This is a genomic window from Ruegeria sp. HKCCA6707, assembly GCF_013033515.1.
Lineage (GTDB): Bacteria > Pseudomonadota > Alphaproteobacteria > Rhodobacterales > Rhodobacteraceae > Ruegeria.
Genome location: NZ_WQEG01000001.1, coordinates 836,984 through 859,984, shown reverse-complemented (window position 1 = coordinate 859,984; position 23,001 = coordinate 836,984). Strand labels below are relative to the sequence as shown.

The 23,001-nt window shown below is 55.2% G+C and carries 19 protein-coding genes and 1 pseudogene; 15 read left to right on the top strand and 5 right to left on the bottom strand.

The features are described 5' to 3' along the window. Positions 1 to 355 precede the first annotated feature (355 nt). Together GOW40_RS04195 and GOW40_RS04190 are read right to left on the bottom strand one after the other, a co-directional pair. Entirely contained in the window at positions 356 to 790 is a 435-nt protein-coding gene (locus GOW40_RS04195) for a GFA family protein (RefSeq protein ID WP_174840328.1), read from the bottom strand. Positions 791 to 913: 123 nt separating this feature from the next. Next, entirely contained in the window at positions 914 to 1,930 is a 1,017-nt protein-coding gene (locus GOW40_RS04190) for a hypothetical protein (RefSeq protein ID WP_171128316.1), read from the bottom strand. Positions 1,931 to 2,197: 267 nt separating this feature from the next. Here GOW40_RS04190 and GOW40_RS22425 point away from each other — a divergent pair. The 4 genes and pseudogenes from GOW40_RS22425 to GOW40_RS04170 form a co-directional block, all read left to right on the top strand. After that, positions 2,198 to 2,328 (top strand): annotated as a pseudogene (locus tag GOW40_RS22425) (IS6 family transposase); the annotation flags it as partial. 347 nt (positions 2,329 to 2,675) lie between these two features. After that, positions 2,676 to 4,343 (top strand): sulfatase-like hydrolase/transferase, encoded by a 1,668-nt coding sequence (locus tag GOW40_RS04180; protein WP_171128318.1) that lies wholly within the window; start codon positions 2,676 to 2,678, stop codon positions 4,341 to 4,343. A 60-nt stretch (positions 4,344 to 4,403) separates the two neighbouring features. Further along, positions 4,404 to 5,645 carry a DUF3179 domain-containing (seleno)protein gene (locus tag GOW40_RS04175; protein ID WP_171128320.1) on the top strand — a complete coding sequence of 414 codons (1,242 nt, stop codon included), beginning with the start codon at positions 4,404 to 4,406 and terminating at the stop codon, positions 5,643 to 5,645. A 193-nt stretch (positions 5,646 to 5,838) separates the two neighbouring features. After that, positions 5,839 to 6,471: an outer membrane protein gene (locus GOW40_RS04170; protein WP_254444244.1), complete on the top strand. Its 633-nt coding sequence runs from the start codon at positions 5,839 to 5,841 to the stop codon at positions 6,469 to 6,471. A 484-nt stretch (positions 6,472 to 6,955) separates the two neighbouring features. Here the strand turns inward: GOW40_RS04170 and GOW40_RS04165 are convergent, their stop codons facing one another. Next, a complete protein-coding gene (locus GOW40_RS04165) occupies positions 6,956 to 8,194 on the bottom strand; it encodes an L-rhamnose isomerase (protein WP_171128322.1) in 1,239 nt (412 codons plus the stop codon). Positions 8,195 to 8,206: 12 nt separating this feature from the next. Continuing rightward, positions 8,207 to 10,309 (bottom strand): bifunctional rhamnulose-1-phosphate aldolase/short-chain dehydrogenase, encoded by a 2,103-nt coding sequence (locus GOW40_RS04160; RefSeq protein WP_171130417.1) that lies wholly within the window; start codon positions 10,307 to 10,309, stop codon positions 8,207 to 8,209. Between the two features lie 187 nt (positions 10,310 to 10,496). Here GOW40_RS04160 and GOW40_RS04155 point away from each other — a divergent pair, with 187 nt between their 5' ends. The 11 genes from GOW40_RS04155 to GOW40_RS04105 all read left to right on the top strand — a co-directional run bounded on the left by GOW40_RS04155 (position 10,497) and on the right by GOW40_RS04105 (position 22,086). Then, on the top strand, positions 10,497 to 11,297 hold the full coding sequence (locus tag GOW40_RS04155) for a DeoR/GlpR family DNA-binding transcription regulator (protein WP_171097124.1): 801 nt from the start codon (positions 10,497 to 10,499) through the stop codon (positions 11,295 to 11,297). A gap of 38 nt (positions 11,298 to 11,335) precedes the next feature. Further along, positions 11,336 to 12,334, top strand: coding sequence for a rhamnose ABC transporter substrate-binding protein (gene rhaS, locus GOW40_RS04150; RefSeq protein WP_171128324.1), 999 nt, complete (start codon positions 11,336 to 11,338; stop codon positions 12,332 to 12,334). Between the two features lie 67 nt (positions 12,335 to 12,401). Beyond that, a complete protein-coding gene (locus GOW40_RS04145) occupies positions 12,402 to 13,934 on the top strand; it encodes a sugar ABC transporter ATP-binding protein (protein ID WP_171128326.1) in 1,533 nt (510 codons plus the stop codon). 11 nt (positions 13,935 to 13,945) lie between these two features. Next, positions 13,946 to 14,929 carry an ABC transporter permease gene (locus tag GOW40_RS04140; RefSeq protein WP_171128328.1) on the top strand — a complete coding sequence of 328 codons (984 nt, stop codon included), beginning with the start codon at positions 13,946 to 13,948 and terminating at the stop codon, positions 14,927 to 14,929. Then, positions 14,926 to 15,909, top strand: a complete 984-nt coding sequence (locus GOW40_RS04135) for an ABC transporter permease (RefSeq protein ID WP_171128329.1) — start codon at positions 14,926 to 14,928, stop codon at positions 15,907 to 15,909. Before GOW40_RS04140 ends, GOW40_RS04135 begins: the two co-directional genes overlap by 4 nt. Continuing rightward, complete coding sequence (rhaM, locus tag GOW40_RS04130) at positions 15,909 to 16,223, top strand: L-rhamnose mutarotase (protein WP_174838841.1); 315 nt, start codon at positions 15,909 to 15,911, stop codon at positions 16,221 to 16,223. Before GOW40_RS04135 ends, rhaM begins: the two co-directional genes overlap by 1 nt. Then, the gene (locus GOW40_RS04125; protein ID WP_171128333.1) at positions 16,220 to 17,602 is read left to right on the top strand and encodes an FGGY-family carbohydrate kinase; all 1,383 of its coding nucleotides are present in this window, start codon (positions 16,220 to 16,222) and stop codon (positions 17,600 to 17,602) included. Before rhaM ends, GOW40_RS04125 begins: the two co-directional genes overlap by 4 nt. 332 nt (positions 17,603 to 17,934) lie before the next feature. After that, positions 17,935 to 19,335, top strand: coding sequence for a selenium-binding protein SBP56-related protein (locus tag GOW40_RS04120; RefSeq protein ID WP_171097136.1), 1,401 nt, complete (start codon positions 17,935 to 17,937; stop codon positions 19,333 to 19,335). A 3-nt stretch (positions 19,336 to 19,338) separates the two neighbouring features. Next, on the top strand, positions 19,339 to 20,007 hold the full coding sequence (locus tag GOW40_RS04115) for a hypothetical protein (protein ID WP_171097138.1): 669 nt from the start codon (positions 19,339 to 19,341) through the stop codon (positions 20,005 to 20,007). 333 nt (positions 20,008 to 20,340) lie between these two features. Beyond that, positions 20,341 to 20,637 carry an antibiotic biosynthesis monooxygenase gene (locus GOW40_RS04110; protein WP_171230874.1) on the top strand — a complete coding sequence of 99 codons (297 nt, stop codon included), beginning with the start codon at positions 20,341 to 20,343 and terminating at the stop codon, positions 20,635 to 20,637. Positions 20,638 to 20,658: 21 nt separating this feature from the next. Then, complete coding sequence (locus GOW40_RS04105; RefSeq protein ID WP_171136541.1) at positions 20,659 to 22,086, top strand: adenylate/guanylate cyclase domain-containing protein; 1,428 nt, start codon at positions 20,659 to 20,661, stop codon at positions 22,084 to 22,086. A 65-nt stretch (positions 22,087 to 22,151) separates the two neighbouring features. Here GOW40_RS04105 and GOW40_RS04100 read toward each other — a convergent pair whose 3' ends face one another. Continuing rightward, positions 22,152 to 22,982 carry a class I SAM-dependent methyltransferase gene (locus GOW40_RS04100; RefSeq protein WP_171128339.1) on the bottom strand — a complete coding sequence of 277 codons (831 nt, stop codon included), beginning with the start codon at positions 22,980 to 22,982 and terminating at the stop codon, positions 22,152 to 22,154. Positions 22,983 to 23,001 lie beyond the last annotated feature (19 nt).

Below are 23,001 nucleotides of genomic sequence, written 5' to 3'. Positions count from 1 at the left end.
CGAAAGCCACGGTCGTACGGTTTAACCCGTTGATTATCCGATCTCCAATTACTGGTATTTGTTTTGACATTGCTGACACATAACTGAAAACTGTACTGGGTGACGCAAACGGATCGAGCAAGGCCAGTCTTTCGTCACCGATCAGCAGCTTGCAGATGCTCTCGATGCAGCTGTTCATACCGAAGACCAAGGGCATGCATTTCGACACATTTTTTTGTGTCTGGTTTTCAAATTGAAGCAACAGACGCCAGCTCAGTTGATCGAACACATTGGAATTGTTGCCAGGTCTGCCTTGGAGGTCTCTCCATACTTTGAGCGCCGCGATCCTCGGTACGCGGCAACTACAAAACACAGCTCACGAACTAAGTTTGTAGCCAGCTGGATCGTTGGGAGTGTGCAACAACGTACTGTCGAATTTCGGAAGATCATCATGTAACTTCAGCCAGGGCAGCTTGCTCTGGTAGTTGACATGAAAGGTTGGCTTGAATTGCTCGGGGCACTCCATCGATGGCGCATAAAGATGCATGCCACCGGGATAATGCTCGGCCTCAAAACCCATAGGCGATCCGCACGCTTTGCAGAAGTGGCGAAAGACATCCTTGGAGCTTTCAAATGTCTTTGGGTCGTCTCCGGTCCAGCTAAAGGCTACCAGCGGAACGCCCAACCATGCAACTACCGGCGCTGAACAGTTTCGGCGGCAATCATCGCAGTGGCAGTAACAAGCCCAAGTGGGCTTACCCGCGAATTCCCAGCGCGTGCGCTTACAAAAGCAAAATCCTCGAGTCGTCAGATGCTGAGCCTTAGGTATAGCTTCTTAAAGTTCTCACCAGCTTTAGTCAGAAACGCGACCAAGAGGGACATGTTTTAAGTGGTTTACGACACTGCAATCGAAATCTGACCTCTTGTTTCTTGCTCACAGGGATCGCTGATTGCTTCTCAGTTTTTCACTGAGGACGGAATATCCAATAGGGTTCGACCTAAGCGGCGAGTAAGTCTTATTTTGCTCGTAACATTGGTTGCTTTGCAGGCTAACAGACAGCAAACGCTTCTTGACCCAAGCCGTTTTGACAGCAGTAAGGTAATCTTGAATTTGAATAATATCGCGACGGGGCAGCCAAAACTCGTCTAGTACAAACTCGGTGATTTCGGTTCGCTGGTCCAAATCAAAATTGTGCACGTCTGGAAAAAGCATGATCATCCAGACAACCGCCATCATTTCCCGAAAACTGTTGGGCCGAAATCTTGTTGCGCTGGTATGTGCGGAGAAGCGCAAAACCTGCGACATTGATTGCATCTGTGCGGGCAGCTCAAGAAGATTCTGAGAATTCGAATGCCCTAGAAACTTGTTTGCAAAATGGTTGTACAGCCAAGTTGTCGTGTGCGGACGCCCTGTCGACGACGACATCAGAACCATGTGCATCATCCCCGGCTCGCGCAGGACATGGGTTCCCAGCTTGTTCACCAACTCTGGCCAGTACGCGGGCTCAGAGTAGTACAAAGAATGGTGGAGGGTGATCAAATCGAACCGCTGGCCACCGAGCTTCTTAATCACTGTCTCTTGTGCTGACTCATCCGTTCTAATGTCGGTCAGGTAGTCTCCTACTTCAAGGTGGATGTCCTCGAGCATATGGCGTTCCACGACGCAATTGACCGCTCGCAATGCCGCTGGGTCCTTGTCGTAAAGCCATAGACCACCATCAGATAACGCGTGCAGCAATTTTAGCTGCGGTTCTTCGCTTGATCCAATTGAAAGCGACTGAAACCCATAATCCGCTGGCGTTCCACGCAAAATAGATTTCACGCCAAGCATCATGTTTTTGGCTACATCGGCCTTTTCGTCCGTGTAGTTTTCCCAGGTTTTGACCTGATCACGCAGGCTCATCGAAGATGCAGCCAGGCCTTCCTCCAGCAAGTCCGTTCTGTTGGTCACCGCATGCTCCGTTGTCGCAAAACCATGTTTGCTTCAATTCACAACTGCCCGTCTCACATATAAGTTTCAAGCCAGTCTTCAACACCAATGAGCCTTCTCAACTGAGCGAGTCCTCCGTTGTGTTCAGGAAACGGAGGACTCAGGATGAAAGACAAGAGACCGAAGCCCAAAGGCATTGTCTCGAAGTTACGGCAGGTTGAATTACTGATGGGTCTTGTCAGCAGAACTTTGCTTGAGCGGGGCAGGGTGCTCTCGTAGCCTTCGCGTATGATCAAACAATCGCCATTCAAGTATTTCAAAACCAGCCCCGAGATCATCCGCCTTGCGGTGATGTTGCACCTCCGCTTCCCGCTGTCGCATCGGATGTCGAAGATCTGTTGCATGAGCGAGGCATCGACGCGAACGCGCGATGCAGCTTTTCGGGCGCATGCGAAGTCTACAGAAATTCGCCACCGTCCGTTCCTCCGTCTACAACCACTTCAACCACGAAGGTTCGCTCGCCATTCGAGACACCTTCAAGCAGACACGCACCGCCACTCTCGCAGATTGGCGTCAACTTTGTTCCGGATAGGTTCGTGGTTTCCGCGGCAAACTGAGACTGGTTCGAATTCGTCTGACAGCACCGCCAAAAAAACAAACATTCGGTTGTTATGATGTTATGATGTTATGGTGTTATGGTGTTATAAGTTGCCAACACATCAAAGTTTAAGCACCGAAGCTCAGCTTCAACCTCGGGGGAGAAGGAATGAAACTACAATGGCTTTTGTTTTTGTGTGCAAGCCTGGTGGCACCATCGTTGCAGGCACAAGACGACCCAATTCAACACGATGCAGAGTATTACATATTGCAAGCACAACGCGCAGAACAATGGGCGCAGGATGATACCGCTGTTGATGAGGCTTTGGCCGCCTTTCGTGACGGTAACAATGGGCAGCCCCCAAACATAGTCAGCGTGCTGATAGATGATATGGGCTTTGGCGACATGGGCATACCCGAGCTTAACGCGGTCCGTGGGTACGACACTCCGAACATCAATGACTTTTCGGACGAAGCGCTGCGTATGGTTCGGATGTATACCGAACCGTCCTGCACACCAACGCGTGTGGCCCAAATGACCGGCCGCTTGCCTGTGCGTATGGGAATGGGTGACACGACGGTAGATATCGCTGGCTTTGGATTGCCGGGTAGTGAAGTGACACTGGCCGAAGTCTTGAAACAGGCAGGATATGCAACCAGCCACGTTGGTAAGTGGCACATGGGCGACATTTCCGAAAGTTGGGCGATGAATCAGGGTTTTGATTACGCTCAGCACGCCATTCATCAGCAGGGCCAGCTGACCATTTTTAACGATGATGCGATCAAGGAACAGGTCTCGGTCGCGATTCGTGATTATGACGACAAATACACGCTGGATGGCTGGTTCCGACCGGATGCCTCGGCGATGATGACCGTCATCGAGGGTGAAACCGGTGGGCCGATCCGCGAAATCCGCATGGAATCCGGAGAGCGCTGGAACGCTGCCAAATACGATGAGATGAATCAGGCCTTTCAGGACAAAACGCTGAATGAGCTGGAGCGGCTTGCGGGTAGTGACGCGCCATTCTTTTTACAATACTGGCCTATGATCCCGCTGGACAATACCCGCGCCGGCCGTGAAGGGCCGGAAAGCGCGAATGGTGGTCTGTATGTCGACAAGATGCAGCTTTTGGATCAGTGGCTGGGCGATCTGTTCACGCGAATGGATGATCTAGGGCTCAGCGATAACACCATCGTTGTGGTCATGGGCGACAATGGGCATTTCACTAAATACGCGCCGCAATCCGGGTTTACCCCACTGATTTACGCGGGCGGTAAAGGCGACACGACCGAGGGTGGAGTACGCGTCGATGCCTTCATCCGCTGGCCGGGCATGATTGAAGCCGACGGGTTGCTAAACAGCATCATTCACGTCTCAGACCTCTACACCACGCTCTCGCGATTTGCCGGGGCGGATGGGTTCATTCCTAGGGATCGTCTGGTCGATGGTGTCGATCAGTCAGCGGCGCTACTGTCTGCGGATGAATCGAAAGCGCGACGCGATCACGTGATCATCTATTCGGTCGCGAAACCCGAGGCGATCGTTAAGGATCAGCTCAAGCTCAAATTGCCAGGACCGGGCGAGAGTGCAATTTTAGCAAAATTCTTCGATCTTTACCGCGACACCCGCGAAGAATACTCGGTCTCAACCGAAGTCGGATCTTGGGGTGGGCAGGAATTCGTACGTATTCTGGGCCGCCACAAGGCGCGGAAAGAGAAGTACCCCGATACTCCGCCTGCCTACGGCATACCTTATGAGGGGATTGAGAACATTCGTCCCGAGACACAGCAAGCCGTTGAAGCTTTCATGATCAAGCGCGCGTCGCCACAGAAGTAAGCCTGATCCTTCGCAATGAACCTGTGAAGGACTGTGTTAACCAAAGTCGAGGGTAACAGCATGATTGGTAGCATAATATTCGCACTTGGATTGATTGTGTCTCTCGGCATTGGGTTTGTCTATTTTCGCGATCTGGGCGACGTCTCTCAAATGCTGCTCAAAGTAAAGCGCGAGAATATGGTGCGCTTTATCCGCAACGAATACCGCCTGCTCGGCATCGGACTTGGCGCTTTTGCAGCAGCAACACTCGCGCACTTCCTTTTGGGGGGCAGCCCTTTCTGGCTTTGGCTTGTAGCGGCGGTGCTTATCCTTTTTCTTTATGGGTTTCCCTACGTTTGGGTGCATTTGGGGCTAAGGAACCAGCTTAATGACGCCCGGTATTTTCCCATTGAGGAGGCCCGGAAACATGTCGGACCAACTGCGCCGGTCATCGTCATCGAACACAATGGTCATGCGCGCGCACACCCGGATGCGCAGATCATGCGCCCTCACCTGGCGGGCGATGCAGATGGGCTGGGAGGTGAGGATGTGGTCATGACCTATTGCGCAATGGCCAATCTGGGACAGGGCTACACGCCGCGAATAGACGGGCAACGGCTGAACCTCGAGGTTTTGGCCCAGCACGGTAACAACCTGATCCTGCGCGACAACGACACGGGCGAGCCGATCCAGCATATCTACGGTTTCCGCGAGGCGGACCGCGATCCCAACCCTGACGGTCCTGCTTGCCCTCTTCGGCCCGAAGCGAAAATGAAGCCTTGGCCCACCTTTCGAATGACGTTCCGCGGGTTTCAGAAAGCCTATCCCGCAGGTGAGGTGTTTCTGAACAAGCCATCCCCGAACCCCTTGCTGCGCCTACTGGACATGATGACCGAGATCACTTTTGGCTGGGGCATCGGGCGCCAACATCAGGAAGACGCGCCCGTGATGGACAACATGGATCGCTCAGACCACCGGTTGCCGAACAAAACCTACGTCTGGGGAGTGACGATCGGAAAAGATGCGGCCTGCTGGACCGATGGTTTTATCGTCGAGAACAAGTGGATCGTAAATGCCAATGTCGGAGGACAAGATGTCGTGATTAGCCTGGATCCGATATATGAAAGCCTGGGCGTTTGGTATAACGACTCCGGTCAACCTGTGACCCATTGCGATTTCTGGGGCCATTCAGATCAGGGTCAGCTTAAACGTGTCGAAACCCTGCGCGCAGGCGTGTTCTGGCACGTCTGGTCCGAGTTCTTCCCGACCACAGATATTAATCGTGTCGGCAACGCTTCGACGGCAACCGATAGCGCTGCATAAAGAAACTTATGACCAAACAGCCACAATACTTCTACCAATTGTACAAACTTGTATGTTCGATGGGAGGTGCAGAATGATTTCATCAACATGGGTGAAAAACTGCGCTTGCGGAGCAGCTTTATCCGCATCTGTGGCCACCGCGGCTTCGGCATAGCAATCCGATTGGTCCTATGAGGCCACAATCTACCTATTCATGCCTGAAACGGAAACAGCACTGAGCACACCATCGGGCACTCAGGACGGTACACTCAGCTTTTCTGATGCATTGGAGAACCTCGATTTCGCCTTTATGGGAGCGTTCTCGGCCACCAACGGACGTTGGCTGATACTGGCCGATTACAACTACACAGATCTGTCATTCAGCAACAATTCCCCCGGCCCTGTCAGTTCGGGTCTCGAGACATCATTTACCACACAAGACCTGAGTGGTTATCTCGGCTACCGAGCCTATGAAGCGCCAACCATCACCGTGGACATTGCCGGAGGCTTCCGGTGGTTCAGCACCGAAACGGAGTTCACCCTTCTACCCGGCTCGTTACCGGGGCGCACGACAACGGCTGACGACAGCTGGACCGACCCTGTCATCGGTTCCAGAGCACGCGTTCAGTTCTCGGATAAATGGTCGGGCTCCGGTTTTGTCGACTACGGAGGCTACCGCAGTGGCAGTGAAACCTGGCAGGTTCTGCTGACGGCAGATTACGCAATCAAGGACAGGTGGTTAATCCGCGGCGGTTATCGCTATATCTCATTTGACCATGAGATCGACGGTAACGATTTTACATTTGTCCAGTCGGGGCCTGTGCTAGGCGCGACTTATCGGTTCTAGAATTCTTTGCTGGCAAACCCGAGACAAGGTTGTGATGTTACGAACGTCGTTTCGTTGGCGCGTTTCTACCGTAAAACGGTTTAGAGAAACGAATTCGCATGTATCCTCGAATTTGTTTTCGTGTCTGGAACCAGATCTTGCCTCCCGGCTTCGATAGCTGTTTGGAGTTTGTTGTAGCCTTAGAAGTATAGCAATGAATTAAGACAAGTCTAAGGTATCGATGCCACTTTCGACCGCGGATTAAGAATTCACCTAGGCTAGCTTTCGCAACTACAGCGAATGTCGACAACGCGGGCTGCTACCGCGGTATTTCAAAGAGCGGGTGGATGTCGGCTATGGGCCGTGAATGGCGGGACTGATGATCGCCTCACACTCAGTATCCTGCACCGCCTCCGGTCTCTGGTTCGAGCCCATAGCGACCGATGCTGCGGTCGCCATCAACGCCGGCGATGCGGACGAATCTGCCCCTGGGCACAGATACAACTTATCCGCGTCCGCTCACGCTCGCCTGATAGGTCTCCAACGAGCCCGAAAGGGCCAGGCCGTAAGGCGCGTCGTGCCTTTCGCAGAACTCCTGCCAGACCATTCCATAAGGCAGGTCTTTGAGCTCTTCGGTGAAAATGAGACGCTTTGTAAAATTCAGCGTTGCTTCCGCGTCTTTGAGCTCAGCCTGCGGCATGAGCAGTGAACGCAGCAAGGCTTTCTGCATGTTCCGTGTCCCGATCACCCAAGCGGCCGTTCGGCTGATCGTGGCGTCAAAGAAGTCGAGCCCGATGCGTGTCCGCTCGAGTAGGTTGGCAAACACAAGTTCGTTCGCCATCGCTTGAATGTCATCATTCAGCAGGATCACATGATCGCTGTCCCAACGCATGGGGCGCGAGACGTGAAGGAGGATTTCATCAAGCGAGAGGGCGACCGCACTGAGTTTGTCCGCGATGTTCTCGGTGGGGTGGAAATGCCCCATGTCGAGGCAGAGAAGTGTGCCTTTGCGGATCGCGTAACCCAAGTAGAATTCGTGGCTGCCGACTGTACAGGCCTCGACCCCGATCCCGAAGAGCTTGCTTTCGACAGCGTCGACCATCTTTGCTGGCTCTTGTTTCTCATCGCACATGGAGTCGAGCGATGCCTCGAGGCGCGCGCGCGCTGCCATACGGTCTACAGGGATGTCTTTGTAGCCGTCGGGTACCCAGATGTTGTTGACCGCCGACGAGCCAAGCTCTTCACCCATTTTCGCCGCGATGTTGCGCGTGCGACGGCCGTGCTCGATCCAGAAGTCGCGGATACCTTTGTCAGGGTGGCTTAGGGTGAGATTGTCGTCTGCTTTCTCATGCGCGAAGAAAGTCGGATTAAAATCGAGACCAATGCCCTGATCCTTGGCCCAATCGACCCAAGATGCGAAGTGGCGGTATTCGATTTCGTCGCGGTCGGGCGTTTCGTCCGTGTCGAGGTAAATGGAGTGCAGGTTGAGCCTGTGTGTGCCAGGGATTTGACCGTAAGCAAATTCGAGGTCAGCGCGGAGTTCATCCGGTGTTCGGGCGCGGCCCGGGTGGTTGCCTGTCGCCTGGATACCACCTCCAGAGGTGCCGCTACGGGTTTCGAACCCCACCACGTCGTCACCTTGCCAGCAATGCATTGAGATCGGGATCGTTGCAAGCCGGTCAAGCGCTGCTTCGGTATCGACGCCCCAATCGGCAAAAACGGCCTTCGCGCTTTCGTAGGTCATAAGATTCTTCTCCTAGCGCGTAAAGGCCTGAACGTTGCCGGCGTCGACATTGACGATATTGCCAGTTGATTTCGCGGACTTGTCTGAGGCAAAGAAATAGGCTGCTTCGGCGATGTCCTCAGGCAGGACCGAGCGTTTTAGCATTGAACGCTGCCGATACATCTCTTCCAGACCGCCCTTGTCGGTGCCGTAGGTCGACGCGCGTTGGTCGAGCCACTCCCCCTCCCAGATGCGCGACCCACGAAGGACGGCGTCAGGGTTGACGACGTTGACACGGATGCTGGCCTCAGCGCCTTCAAGCGCAAGACAGCGTGCCAGATGGATTTCGGAAGCCTTAGCGGTGCAATAGGCTGACGCATTCGGGCTGGCAGCGAGCCCGTTCTTCGAAGCGATGAAGACGATCGAGCCGCCAATGCCCTGAGTCCGCAGAACCTTGAACGCCTCGCGACTGACAAGGAAATAGCCCGTGGACAGGATTTCCATGTTCTTGTTCCAAAGCGCGAGCGAAGTATCTTCGACCGGGGCAGACGAAGCGATACCAGCGTTCGAGACGAGGATATCGATGCCGCCAAACTCGACGGCTGCCTCGGCGAAGGCCGCGAAAACGGCGTTCTCATCGGTAACGTCCATCCGGACGCTGCGAACGACATCATCGGAGTAGCGGGATTTCAGGTTCTCTTCGACAGACACGAGGGCGTCCGCGTCGATATCGGCCAGGACGACACAGGCCCCCTCGGACAGGTAGCGTTCTGCAGTAGCCGCACCAATGCCGCCGGCTCCGCCGGTGACGAGCGCAATGCGTCCGGCAAGCGATTTCGGTTTGGGCATACGCTGTAGCTTGGCTTCTTCGAGCAGCCAGTACTCGATATCGAAGGCTTCCTGTTCGGGCAGGCCGACGTATTCACTGACAGAAGACGCGCCGCGCATCACGTTGATGGCATTGACATAAAACTCCCCCGAAATGCGCGCAGTGGCCTTGTCTTTGGCAAAGGTGATCATGCCGACGCCGGGAACGAGGTAGACGACCGCATTCGGATCCCGGATCGCAGGGCTGTCGTCGTGTTTGCAGCGTTCGTAGTAGGCGGCGTAGTCGTCTCGATATGCGGCGACCTGAGATGGCAGGCCTTCAAGAACGGTGTCCACATTGTTCTCTGCCGGGTTAAAGTCCACGACAAGCGGACGAATTTTAGTCCGAAGGAAGTGGTCGGGGCACGACGTGCCGAGCGCAGCATGCGGTCGCATATTCTTGGCATTCACGAATTCGAGGACGGTTTCGCTGTCATCGAAATGGCCAACCATGTGCTGTTTGCCTGAAACCATTCCGCGGATCGCGGGCATCAGGCGCGCGGCTACGGCTCGGCGGTCTGCTGGCGCAAGGCTTTCGTGAACCGCTCCGCCGAAAGCTGCGACACCATCTGTTTGGGCCTCGAACCAATCCATGGCTTTCTGAATGATCGCGAGAGAAAGCTCGTAACACGCCTTGGCGTCATCCGCCCAAGTGAAAAGTCCATGCGATTCAAGCACCACGCCATTGGCATCTGGGTTTTTCTTGCAAAAGTCTTCCAGCCAGAGCCCGAGTTCATAGCCCGGTTTTTTCCATGGTAGCCAGCCGATCTCGTCGCCAAATATCTCTTGCGTCAGTTCTTTTGAGTTCTTCGAAGCGGCGATGGCAATGATCGCATCCGGGTGCAGGTGGTCGACGTGCTTCTGCGGGACATAAGCGTGGAGCGGTGTATCGATTGAGGCTGCGCGCGGGTTGAGCCTGAACGTGCAGTGCGGGAGGTATCCGACCATCTCGTCTTCAAACTCGACGCCGCGGTAGAGACCTTTCAACGCGACCAGCTTATCCATGTAAAGTGTCGCGAACCCGTCCATCTTGATGGAACCAATGTCACCGCCCGAGCCTTTGACCCAAAGGACTTCGACATCATCACCAGACAACGGGTCCTGCTCCATCACCTTAGCCGACGTGTTGCCGCCGCCGTAGTTGGTGATACGCTTGTCCGAGCCCAAGAGATTGGAGCGATAGAGAAGCTTTTCCGACTCGCTCATCGTTGCTGCTGCACGGTCGTCCCAGAGGTTCTCAAGTGGTTGTTTCTCTAAGGTCTTCAACATCTGGCCCTCCCGGCTGCGTCCAAACTTCGGATGTGCGTTGTCGATGAGGGTGAGCGAGATGCGTTGTTTTGTCAATCATAAACGATCATAAACGATCATGCTGCAATGCAGAATGATTGATTATGATTGAAAATGATTGACAGATGATGCGAATCTGGACATCGTGGAGTACCAAGGGAGGCGAAAATTGCACGAAACTGAGCGTCATACTGTTATTTTGTCGGCGGTTCAGGATCGCCCATTCGCCAGCGTTGTCGATCTTTGCGGGCTAACCGGCGCGTCCGAGGCCACCATTCGTCGCGACATTGCTACGCTTCATATGCAGAAAAAGCTGCGCCGTGTTCGCGGGGGTGCCGAAGCAATTGCACCACCACAATTCGTCGGTCTCGCGGGGCGGACGTTTGCTGTGAACGAAACAATACGCATAGACGAAAAGCAGGCGATCGCACGGGCTGCGGCAGAACTCTGCGAAGATGGCGACCCGATCATCATCAACGGGGGCACCACGACCTTCCAGATGGTGCACCCGCTGGCCAACAGGCGGATGCAGGTCTTCACCAACTCGTTTCCGATTGCCGAGCACCTGCTCAAGCACTCGAAGAACACAGTCATGCTGCCAGGTGGTGCGATTTACCGCGAGCAAAACATCATTCTTTCCCCGTTTGAAAATGACGTCACACGCAACTTCTATGCGCGTCGCATGTTCATGGGTGCTCAGGGCATTGGCCCAATGGGTCTGATGGAGGGCGATCCGTTGCTCATCCAGGCCGAGGAAAAATTGATGGGGCAAGCGGACGAACTGATCGTTCTGGTCGACAGTAGCAAGTTCGACGCTCGCTCCAGCCTCGTGCTCTGTCCGCTGGATCGAATTGACACTGTCATCACCGATGCGGGGATCTCGGATCGTGCTGCTGCGATGCTGGAAGCCGCTGAAATCAAACTGATCGTGGCGGAAGGGAATGCCGCGGCCGAAACCGGTTCGACTTAAGCGAACCATTCACTATCGCTCGACGGGGAGGATTATCCATGAGCATTACCAGAAGACTGTTTGGCGGCACCGCGATAGCGGCCGCAATGCTGGCCGGAAGTGCTGTGCACGCACAAGACGACATGCGTATCGCGCTCGTGGTTAAAGCACTGGGTATTGGCTTTTTTGAAGCAGCCGCTGAAGGTGCTGAGGAAGCGGCGGCTGAGCTCGGCAACGTCGAGATCATCTATACCGGGCCGACCGACACCACCGCTGAAGGCCAGATTGAGGTCATCAACTCGCTGATCGCCCAAGGTGTCGACGCCATCGCGATCTCCGCCAATGATCCAGATGCTGTCTCCCCCGCGCTCCAGCGGGCTATGCAGCGCGGCATCACGGTTATCTCGTGGGACTCGGGCGTCAACGAAGAAGGTCGGATGATGCACCTGAACCCGTCTTCGACCCCGCTGATTGGAAACACAATCATCAAGCTTGCCGCGGACCACATGCCCGATGGTGGCCAGGTGGCTATCCTGTCGGCATCGGCAACCGCGACAAACCAGAACGCCTGGATTGCAGCTGCGGAAGAGGTGCTCCCGAACTACGAGGGGATCGAGCTGGTCGCCACGGTTTACGGCGATGACCTGTCGGACAAGTCCTATCGTGAAGCACAGGGCCTTATGGCATCCTATCCGGATCTCAAAGCTATCATCGCGCCAACCACGGTCGGTATTCTTGCGTCGTGCCAGGCCGTATCTGACGCCGGCAAGATCGGAGAGATCAACGTCACCGGACTTGGCTTGCCGTCCGAGATGGCGGGCTGCGTCGAGTCTGGTGCGACGGAGAGCTTCGCCATCTGGAACCCGATCGACCTCGGCTATTCGGCAACGATGATCGCGCACGCACTTGCCGCGGGTACCGCGACGGCTGAACCGGGCGCGGAAATCCCGACGGGTCGTATGGGTTCTGTCACGCTCGATGACACGAACGCCGCTGCGATGTCGGATCCGTTCACCTACGACGCGTCCAATATCGATCAGTTCAAAGACATTTTCTGATCGTCGAAGTTGATCGGCGCAGCATGACCGCTGCGCCGACATTCCTCCGAAATGGCAGCTGACCCTGATGTTGATGAAAGCAGAGAAAAAGTCCGAGCCCGCCAGCGCTGAAAACGATATGCCGGTACTTACGCTGAACGGAGTGACAAAGACGTTTCCGGGCGTCACTGCTTTGTCTGAGGTTTCGCTCGAACTGTTCCCGGGTAAGGTCACGGCATTAGTTGGAGAGAATGGCGCCGGAAAGTCCACCGTCGTCAAGATCCTGACCGGCATCTATCAGCCGAACGGCGGCCAAATCGAAATCGATGGATCGCCCATTCGGTTTCCGACGGCACAGGACGCTGGCGACGCTGGTGTCACCGCAATCCATCAGGAAACGGTCCTCTTCGACGAATTGTCGGTGGCAGAGAACGTGTTTCTCGGCCACGCACCGCGAGGGCGCTTTGGCTTAATCGATACCTCTGTGATGATGGACAGGGCCCGCGAAATTCTTGAGGGCATCGGCGCCAACATCGAGCCCAGAACGAAACTAAAAGACCTTGGCATCGCGAACAAGCACCTTGTGGCAATTGCCCGTGCGCTATCGATCGACGCACGTGTGGTGATCATGGACGAGCCGACTGCCGCGCTTAGCCAGAAAGAAATCGAAGAGCTTTATGAGCTGGTCGAAGAACTGAAAACTCAGGGCAAAGCCATTCTCTTTATCAGCCACAAGTTCGATGAAATATTCCGTATCGCCGACAGTTACACGGTTTTCCGGGACGGTGCGCTCGTCGGGAACGGCGCGATCGCCGATGTGACCGAGGCCGAGCTCGTCAAGATGATGGTGGGCCGGGAGGTCAGCCAGATTTTTCCCAACCGGGAGCACAATACCGGTGACGAGATTCTCGTGGTCGAAGGCTATGAACACCCCACCGAGTTCGCGGACATCAGTTTCACTCTGCGCCGCGGAGAGATTTTGGGCTTTTATGGTCTTGTGGGCGCGGGGCGTTCAGAGTTCATGCAATCGCTCTTTGGCATAACCCGTCCCTCGGCCGGTGAAGTAACCATCGACGGCGAGCGCGAAATCATCCGCTCCCCTGCCGACGCGGTTGGCAAAGGCATTGTCTATGTGCCAGAAGATCGGGGACGACAGGGCGCCATTGCAGCGCTTCCGATTTTTCAGAACGTCACGCTCCCATCGCTTGGCCGTACTTCCAAGAATGGTTTTCTGAAATTGGCGGAAGAGTTCAAGCTTGCGCGGGAATACACTGAACGGCTCGACCTGCGTGCAGCCTCGCTGGACACCGACGTGGGTAATCTGTCCGGCGGCAACCAGCAAAAGGTTGTCATTGCCAAATGGCTCGCGACCCAGCCCAAGGTCATCATCTTGGATGAACCAACCAAGGGCATCGACATCGGGTCCAAGGCCGCGGTGCACGAGTTCATGGCGGAACTGGCCGCTGAAGGGTTGGCGGTTATCATGGTCAGCTCTGAAATCCCCGAGGTTCTAGGCATGTCTGATCGCGTCATCGTCATGCGCGAGGGCCGGATTGCGGCGGAACTTTCGGGCGACGACATGGCCCCGGAAACACTCGTGCGGCACGCGGCCGGAATCTAAAGGTGCGAACGATGCCGAAGCAAATCCTCATGTCCCGAGAAGTGCTGCTGACCGGCGCAATCGCGCTTCTTCTCGCGATCATCGCCACGCGCTTCCCCGCGTTCATTACGCCATCGAACCTGGCCAATGTTTTCAACGATACCGCGCCGCTGATCCTGTTGGCCATCGGCCAGATGATCGTGATCCTGACGCGCTGTATCGACCTGAGCGTCGCGGCAAACCTCGCCCTGACGGGGATGGTCGTTTCAATGATCAACGTCGCTATGCCGGGGCTGCCTGTGCCGATAATCATCTTGGTCGCGGTTGGGTTCGGCGCACTGCTTGGAATGGTAAATGGTATCCTCGTCTGGAAGCTCGAGATTCCCCCGATCGTTGTCACCCTTGGGACGATGACAATCTTTCGTGGCACGATCTTCCTCTTGTCCGAGGGCAAGTGGATCAACGCGCACGAGTTTAGCGATCCGTTCAAGGCTTTCCCCCGGGCAGAACTTCTTGGTCTGCCGCTGATGAGCTGGATCGCTATCGCCGCAGTCATTTTCTTCTCCATCGTAATGTCCCGTACCACCCTTGGCCGGGCGTTCTATGCCGCCGGGGGCAACCCGCACGCGGCTACTTACGCCGGGATAGATGTCGGTCGTACCCAGTTCTGGGCCTTCACCATTTCGGGCGCGCTGGCGGGTTTGACCGGATACCTCTGGGTGTCTCGCTTCGCGGTCGCATTTGTCGATCTCGCCGGAGGGTTCGAACTCAGCGTCGTTGCGGCCTGTGTCATTGGCGGAGTCGCCATAATGGGAGGTATCGGTACGGTTGTCGGAGCAATGCTCGGTGCGTTGTTCCTCGGTATCATCAGCAACGCGTTGCCGGTCGTGAACATCTCTCCTTTCTGGCAACTCGCAATTTCCGGAGGCGCGATCATCATCGCCGTCGCCCTGAATGCACAGGCGAACCGTGAGAAGGGCCGGATCATCCTCAAGCGCGCGGAGCATGCGACATGACCAACACCGCCCGTTTCATACCGGATCGCCTGGAGTCGCCTTTGGAACGGCGCTTGAAAAGCTGGGAGACACTTCTGCTGGCCGTGGCAGTGGGCATTTTCATCGTCAACAGCTTTACATCGCCTTACTTCCTGAACGCGTGGAACCTGAGCGATATGACGTTCAACTTCACGGAAAAAGCGATGATCGCTTTCGCGATGGCGCTTTTGATCATTGCCGGCGAGATCGACCTTTCCGTGGCCTCGATAATTGCGCTGGCGTCGACGGCCATGGGCGCTGCGGTGCAGGTTGGCGTGGGCACGCCGGGGTTGGTACTGATCGGTCTCGGTGTCGGGCTGATCTGCGGGGCTTTCAACGGCTTTCTTGTCACAAAGATGGGACTGCCATCCATCGTGGTGACCATTGGCACGATGAGCCTCTTCCGAGGGATCAGTTACATCGTTCTCGGTGATCAGGCCTATCGAGGTTACCCGTCGGATTTCTCGTTCTTCGGACAGGGCTACGTGTTCTGGGTGATCTCGTTTGAGTTCGTTCTCTTCGCCATCATCGCCCTCCTATACTTTGTCATTCTTCACAAAACGAACTTCGGTCGGGCGGTCTATGCCATAGGAAACAACGCGATCGGCGCAGAGTTCTCAGGCATTCGCGTCGCCCGTGTGAAATTCATCCTGTTCCTGTTGACCGGGCTCATGTCCGGTATTGCTGCCATCTGTCTGACCTCGCGACTGGCCTCGACCCGCCCATCCATTGCGTTCGGTTGGGAACTAGAGATCGTGACGATGGTGGTACTGGGTGGGGTCAGCATCCTTGGCGGATCCGGATCGATCCCGGGTGTCGTGATCGCGGCTTTCGTAATGGGGCTGGTCACCTTCGGCCTTGGCCTGCTCAACGTGCCAGGCATCGTGATGTCTATTGTGATCGGACTCCTCCTGATCGGGGTCATCGCATTGCCGCGCCTTTGGGAAAAGTGGAGAGCGTGATGGAGAAATATGCGTTCAAGATGCACCTCAATCCAGGGATGAAGGCCGAGTACAAGAAGCGCCATGACGAGATATGGCCAGAGCTTGTGACCCTTCTGAAAGAGGCGGGGGTCTCGGACTATTCCATTCACCTCGACGAAGCGACGAATATCCTTTTTGGCGTTCTCTGGCGCGCAGACGATCACGGAATGGACGATCTTCCGTCCCAAGACATCATGAAGAAGTGGTGGGCGCACATGGCCGATATCATGGAAACACATGATGACAATGAGCCGGTCACTGTTCCGCTCTCAAACGTTTTTCACATGTCATGACCGGCGGACACGTCGCGGTTATCGATATCGGTAAGACGAATGCCAAACTGGCGCTCGTGCGGCGTTCAGACCTGTCCGAAGTTGCCGTCGTCACCAGGCCAAATGCCGTCCTGCCGGGCCGGCCATATCCTCACTTCGACGTCGAAGGCCATTGGCAATTCCTCTTGGATGGACTTGCGTCCTTCCATGCGGATTTAGGGATCGAAGCCATCACGATCACGACACACGGCGCAGCGGGCGCTTTGATCGCTGCGGATGGATCGCTTGCGGCGCCAATTCTCGACTACGAGCACACAGGTCCGGACGAATGCGCGAGGGCTTATGACGCGATCAGGCCGCCTTTTTCAGAAACAGGGTCACCCCGTCTGACAATGGGTCTGAATCTGGGAGCGCAGCTTCATTGGCAGTTTGCACGCGATCCACTGCTAAAGGAGCGCGTCTCTCACGTCGTGACCTATCCTCAGTTCTGGGCGCACAGACTAACCGGCGTCTTCGCTACTGATGTCACGTCTCTGGGCTGCCATACGGACCTGTGGAATCCCTACAAAGGGCAGTTCTCATCTCTACCAGCCAGACTGGGTATCGAAAACAAGATCGCGCCGCCACGCAAACCCAGCGATGTCCTCGGCAGTGTTACTGCGGAGGTCGCGCAACTTACCGGTCTCCAGGCGGACACAGCTGTCTATTGCGGCATCCATGACTCGAACGCCTCTCTTCTTTCGCATCTCGTCGCTCAAGAGCCCCCATTCAGCGTTGTCTCGACCGGCACTTGGGTGATTGCCATGGCAGTCGGCGCGAGACCGGTGACTTTGGACCCGTCCCTCGACACGCTGGTCAACGTAAACGCTTTCGGTGATGCCGTGCCTTCCGCCCGCTTCATGGGGGGGCGAGAACACGACATTGCTCTCGGCGGCGCTACCGCTCAAGCTACCGAAGCTGATATGCTTCAAGTGTTGAACCGCGGGAGCATGCTTTTGCCAGCTGTGGTGTCTGAGACAGGTCCGTTCGCAGGGGCTCAATCAGAATGGGTAGGTGACGAGCCACAACTGGGGTCGGGGCAGCGAAGTGCTGCCGTCGGCTTTTATCTTGCCATGGTCACGTCGTATTGCCTCGAACTCATTGGTCATGAAGGACCCGTGATCGTTGAAGGACCGTTCGCACGGAATTCAGCATACCTCTTGATGCTAGGAACGGTCTCGCATTCGCCAATCGTTCCTACAGCAAGTGCAACGGGGACAAGCCAAGGGGCAGCCCTTCTCGCGGCGCTGGATAATCCTCTACGACACCAAATGCCCGCAGTTTCAGTTCCTGACAAGCAGATGAGCGAGGCCCTTTTGAGTTACGCGGCCGCGTGGACCCGCGGCCTTGCCAAAGCCTGACTGAGCGGCGCCCGATTCGGGCTCGAAGCGGTCATCCGCGTTTTTTTGCCCGATGACCGCTCTGCGTTCAATGCAGACATTAAGGCGAAAATTCTCGGGATGACCACCAACAATGATCACTATCCGTTCCCAAGCCGTCATCTGACTAATTGAATCAGCTGACTGCCTTGAGCCCATTTCAGCCATTAGAAGGGCCGATTCAAAAGGGTAAATTCAAGTGCCTGAGTTTGGCCCGTTTTCGCGAATCTTGAATATGTGGCATTCTCAGTTCTGGACGAAATCAGAAAAAACTTGATTTAGATCTGTCGTCCGCGGCCTGGGAGGAGCCAGCTATGAATCTAAGACCTGACCCGACTTTTCACGCAACTCCAAAACTTGCTATGGAGGCACCTGCGGAAACGCTCGCTTTTACATTGATGCTCAGTCCCGACGGCTCACAGCCGGATGGCCTAGCCGTTGTAGATGTTGACCCGAAATCGAAGACTTACGGCCAGATCGTTCATCAGCTCATCATGCCCAACAAGGGTGATGAGTTTCATCACTTTGGCTGGAACGCGTGCTCTTCTGCACTTTCGCCCCTGACAGGGCATGCCTTTCTGGAACGCAGATATCTGATCGTACCGGGTATCCGGTCCTCGCGCATCTACGTGATCGACGTGAAGGAACCGTTGAAGGCAAAAATTCACAAGATTATCGAACCCGAAGAGGTGTTCGCCAAAACGGGCTATTCCCGTCCGCATACCATCCACTGCGGTCCTGAAGGAATTTATGTTTCGACACTCGGCGGCGGCGGTGCCGACGGCACAGATGGCCCTCCGGGTATCTTCATCATGGATTGCGAGACCTTTGATATCCTTGGCCGCTACGAGATGGACCGCGGTGAACAGGACAAGCACTATGATTTCTGGTGGAACCTGCCGCGCGACTACATGGTAAGTTCTGAATGGGGGCTGCCGCCGCAGTTTGAAAATGGCATCGTGGCCGAGGATCTGCTGTCCAACAAATACGGTCACAAGATCCATTTCTGGAACCTGCGCGAACGCCGCAACGTCCAAACCATAGATCTGGGTGAAAACCATCAGATGGCTTTGGAAATAAGACCTGCGCATGATCCGGCAAAGGATTATGGTTTTTGCGGCGTTGTCGTGGACACAACAAACCTCCAGGGCGCAATTTTCACGTGGTGGCAGAAGGATGACGGAACTTTCGAGGCGAAAAAGACGATCACAATTGATCCGCGACCCGAGAAGGCCGAGAATCTTCCGCCTCTGTTGCAGGGTTTTGAAGCCGTACCCCCATTGGTCACCGATATTGACCTGAGTCTGGACGACAAGTACCTCTACGTCGCCTGTTGGGGTCAGGGTGAAATGCACCAGTATGATGTGTCCGACCCGATGAATCCCAAGCTGACCGGCAAGGTTGAGCTTGGCGGGATTGCGCGCGGGGCGAAACATCCAAACGGCAAGGATTTTGTCTACGGCCCCCAGATGGTTGAGATCAGCCGGGACGGCAAGCGGGTCTACTGGACCAACTCGCTGTATTCGACGTGGGATGATCAGTTCTATCCTGATGACGAGGGCGGACAAATGGTCATGGCCAATGTCGGGGAAAACGGTGGTCTGGAACTGGACAAGGATTTCTATGTCGAGTTCCCCAAAGGCTATCGCAGCCACCAGATCCGCTTGGAAGGCGGAGACTGCTCAACCGACAGCTTTTGCTACCCGTCTGTCTGACGCGTGGAAGGTTTAAACACGGCGACAGCCCTGTGGTGGGCTGTTGTCGCCTCGGGCATTTATCACGGGGTCAATCCCGGTATGGGTTGGCCCCTGGCCGTGTCCGCGGCGCTGATGGACAAGCAGCGCAACAGCCTGTTCAAGGCGTTGATCGCTTTGGCGGTCGGGCATCTGGTGGCGATGGGTGCCATTCTGTTTCCCTTTACCGCCCTGCTGTTTCTGGCCGAATGGCAGCGTGAGATTCAAATCTTCGCAGCCTGCCTCGTAATCGGACTAGGTGTCTATCTGTTGTTCAACCGGCGTCACCCGCGGATCCTTGCTCGGGTACCACCGTCGCGACTTGCGCTATGGTCGTTTTTGGCAGCGATGGCGCACGGAGCAGGGCTGATGTTGGTTCCTATCTATCTGGGCATCTGTCGTACAATAGCCACTGACGCTGGCCATGCAGCAGCCGCTGATCTGATGACCGGAAACGTCAAAATCGCTGTTGGTGTCGCTTTAGCCCACACCTTGGCCATGACAGCCTCAGGCGGTATTCTTGCGTTCGGTGTTTATCATTGGCTGGGTCTGAGATTTCTCTCAAAAGGGTGGTTCAACCTGGACGTCGTTTGGGCGCTGAGTTTGATCCTTGTGGGATCAATTTCGCTTCTATTTGTTCATTCTGCTGGCTAACACTAATGCCGGGCCGGATAAACCGCAGAACCGCAGTTTGCTTCGTATCGCAGAGAACGGCAGCTTCGTCCGCTGACTGTGAGTTCGCAAAAGCCCCGAGTTTGCAGTAGCGGCGAATGACAGCTTTGGCGGGCCGCAATGCAGCGATGAAGGTTCTTGGCCGATGGCGGCAAAGGGCCGTGTGCGACGGTGAAACGGATCGCTGACGGGTGTTTGCTGAGCGGCATCCGAAGGCGGCAGCGAGCCCGCAGCAGACAGTCCCAACCAAGTGTGCTAGTATGAACTTCCGAGGCATGCATACATCCAAGAACCGGACCTTTGGGAGGATTGTGTATGATTCTGCGTATCTTTCAGGTGACAACACGTCCCGGAAAAGAGGCTGAGTTTGGCCGCTTTTTTCATGAAACTGCTATTCCCCTAATGAATAGTACTCCGGGGATCGTGCGCGTTCTTCCGGGGGGGGCGAGAGAGGAGTCCCCACGAGAATTCAGTTTCGTCATGGTATGGGAGAGCTTGGAGGCCCTTAGGGCCTTCGTGGGAGAAGACTACCAAAGCCCGCACATTGATCCAGCAGAAGCGGAGCTCGTCGAGTCTCGATCCATCAAGCATTACGATCTGGTTGATAGTTGATCACCCAAAAGGATGATCGACATGTCAAAGGGTCAGAGAACATCGCAACCGGACGTCGTGCCCGATCCGCCCAACAAAACCGCTGACGCGTTAGAGGCTTTGGAAATCCAGCTGAAGGAAGCGCTGGATCGACAAGTGGCGACGGCCAAAATTCTGGACGTGGTAAACAGCTCGATTAGAGATCCCCAACCGGTTTTCAACTCCATTGTTGAAGCGGGTCAAATGCTGTTTCCAAAATCCACAGTTAGTATCGGATTGCGGGAAGGTGACACACTGGTATTGGGCGCAATTTCTGGACCAGAGCCTACTGGTGTTGAGGCTTGGCGGGGTCGCTTTCCGGCTCCGCTTCACCCGGAAACCATTCATGGCCACGTCATATTGGCTGGTGAGGCGATTGATTTACCGGATGTCGCAACAGCCCAAGATCAGTTTCGCATGGGTGCCGGAAACTTCCTCGCCTCAGGGTTTCGGGCAGTCACAATGGTGCCAATTTCACAAGGAGGACAAACCGTCGGAGCTCTCGCCGTGTTAAGGCATTCAATCGGTAAACTGCAAAAGGAGCAGTTCGATATTCTAAAGACGTTTGCGGCACAGGCAAACATCGCGCTGGATAATCTGCATTTGCTGAACCAAATGCGAGAAGCGAATGAGACCTTGGAAAACGTCTCCGAACAGCTTGCCAAGTACATGCCGCCGCAACTTTATAAGTCAATAATAGCTGGCAACCAGCAAGCGGCCATCGAGAGCCGACGTCGCAAGCTCACGATCTTCTTTTCCGACATCGCGGATTTTTCCGAAATTACAGATCAGCTCGAAGCAGAGGAACTGACCTCTTTGTTAAACGAGTATCTTTCGGCAATGTCCAAGATCGCGATGAAGCACGGCGCATACTTCGATAAGTTTATTGGCGACGCGATGATGCTGTTCTTTGGTGAACCCGAAAGCCTCGGGGCCAAGGAAGATGCTTCCGCTTGCGTTCAGATGGCGATCGACATGCAAGTTCGCCTGAATGATTTGCAAACGGGGTGGCAACGCAAAGGCTTGATCGATCGACCATTTCTCGCTCGCATAGGCATCAACACCGGTTACTGCACAATTGGCAATTTCGGTTCAGATGATCGAATGGATTACACGGCGATTGGTCGAGAAGTGAATCTTGCTGCACGGCTTGAGGGTGAGTGCGATCCGGGAGGTATCTTGCTCGCAGCGGAAACCTATTCATTGGTGAAAGATTGGCTCGCCGTAGAAGAGCGCGAGCCAGTTCACGTGAAAGGATTTAAGAATCCCGTCCGCACTTACGCGGCGACAGCGATCTACGCTGCTGATCCGCGTGAGAGCCGCATAATTCACGAAGAGGACGAGGGCTACTCACTTACTGTGGACCAAGACCGCATAAGCTCCCAAGCAATCCGTCGGCTAAGGTCCATTATTTCCGATTTGGGCGACTAAACGACAAAACGGTTGGCGTTCAGAAACCTTGGAGCAGACGACAAAAGCAAAGAACGGGCGCTAGTCTAAACTGGAAGGCGCGCGTGGATTTCAATTGGGGCAATTAATCCACGTTCGATATTTCTGACCATATGTTGAACCTTGAGCGAAGTGTTTTCGCCCATGATGAGATGAAGGCCTAACGGTGGAGGGCCATCTGAACGGCTTTGCGCAGACGCCAGATCGGCAAAGAACTGCTTCGCGAATGCTGTACGGTCGATCCGTTCGCTCACCTCGAAACCAACGGAATTCAAAGCCGTCTCATATGTCTCCGGTGGAGCAAGTGCGCTTTGATCTGAGGACGACGCCCATGGCGCCGGATAGTCCATCTGCCCCTCGCCGACTTGCATCACATCGTAAATCGCGAAAATCCCCCCTGGTTTCAGCACTCTCTTTGCCTCGCGGGCGATACCAACTTTGTCCGCGATGTTCATACCCACGTGGATCATGTAAGCCGCGTCCATTGACTTTGCTTCTAGCGGCAAGTCGAGCACGCTGCCTTCGATGAGGTGAACCCGGTCTGACAAGCCTGTCCATTCAGTGAGTGCGCGTCCGGTCTCCACAAACTCATCGGTAAGATCGATGCCCGTTACATGCGCCCCGGTGGCTGCCGCGACATAGCGTGCCGGCCCTGCGAGACCGCATCCAAAATCAACAACCCGGCTTTCTGCTGAAAGGTCAAGAGACTTCACAAACCGTTCGGTCGCGAGACGCCCGCCAATGTGAAACTCGTCAACTGGAGCCAAATCGTCGTGGGAAATCGGAGGGGTCAAGTCCAGCCTTGAACAACCATCGGATATCCTCTTGAGCAAATGTCCAGAATGGTAGTGGTGTGCGACTTCATTGGGATTGGTCATTTGGCTGCCTCCCTAATCG

Coding starts and splice junctions, on each gene's coding strand:
- GOW40_RS04180 (WP_171128318.1), top strand. CDS start 2,676: ATGAAACTACAATGGCTTTTGTTTTTGTGTGCAAGCCTGGTGGCACCA.
- GOW40_RS04175 (WP_171128320.1), top strand. CDS start 4,404: ATGATTGGTAGCATAATATTCGCACTTGGATTGATTGTGTCTCTCGGC.
- GOW40_RS04170 (WP_254444244.1), top strand. CDS start 5,839: ATGCCTGAAACGGAAACAGCACTGAGCACACCATCGGGCACTCAGGAC.
- GOW40_RS04165 (WP_171128322.1), bottom strand. CDS start 8,194: ATGACCTACGAAAGCGCGAAGGCCGTTTTTGCCGATTGGGGCGTCGAT.
- GOW40_RS04160 (WP_171130417.1), bottom strand. CDS start 10,309: ATGTTGAAGACCTTAGAGAAACAACCACTTGAGAACCTCTGGGACGAC.
- rhaS (WP_171128324.1), top strand. CDS start 11,336: ATGAGCATTACCAGAAGACTGTTTGGCGGCACCGCGATAGCGGCCGCA.
- GOW40_RS04145 (WP_171128326.1), top strand. CDS start 12,402: ATGTTGATGAAAGCAGAGAAAAAGTCCGAGCCCGCCAGCGCTGAAAAC.
- GOW40_RS04140 (WP_171128328.1), top strand. CDS start 13,946: ATGCCGAAGCAAATCCTCATGTCCCGAGAAGTGCTGCTGACCGGCGCA.
- GOW40_RS04135 (WP_171128329.1), top strand. CDS start 14,926: ATGACCAACACCGCCCGTTTCATACCGGATCGCCTGGAGTCGCCTTTG.
- rhaM (WP_174838841.1), top strand. CDS start 15,909: ATGGAGAAATATGCGTTCAAGATGCACCTCAATCCAGGGATGAAGGCC.
- GOW40_RS04125 (WP_171128333.1), top strand. CDS start 16,220: ATGACCGGCGGACACGTCGCGGTTATCGATATCGGTAAGACGAATGCC.
- GOW40_RS04120 (WP_171097136.1), top strand. CDS start 17,935: ATGAATCTAAGACCTGACCCGACTTTTCACGCAACTCCAAAACTTGCT.
- GOW40_RS04110 (WP_171230874.1), top strand. CDS start 20,341: ATGATTCTGCGTATCTTTCAGGTGACAACACGTCCCGGAAAAGAGGCT.
- GOW40_RS04105 (WP_171136541.1), top strand. CDS start 20,659: ATGTCAAAGGGTCAGAGAACATCGCAACCGGACGTCGTGCCCGATCCG.
- GOW40_RS04100 (WP_171128339.1), bottom strand. CDS start 22,982: ATGACCAATCCCAATGAAGTCGCACACCACTACCATTCTGGACATTTG.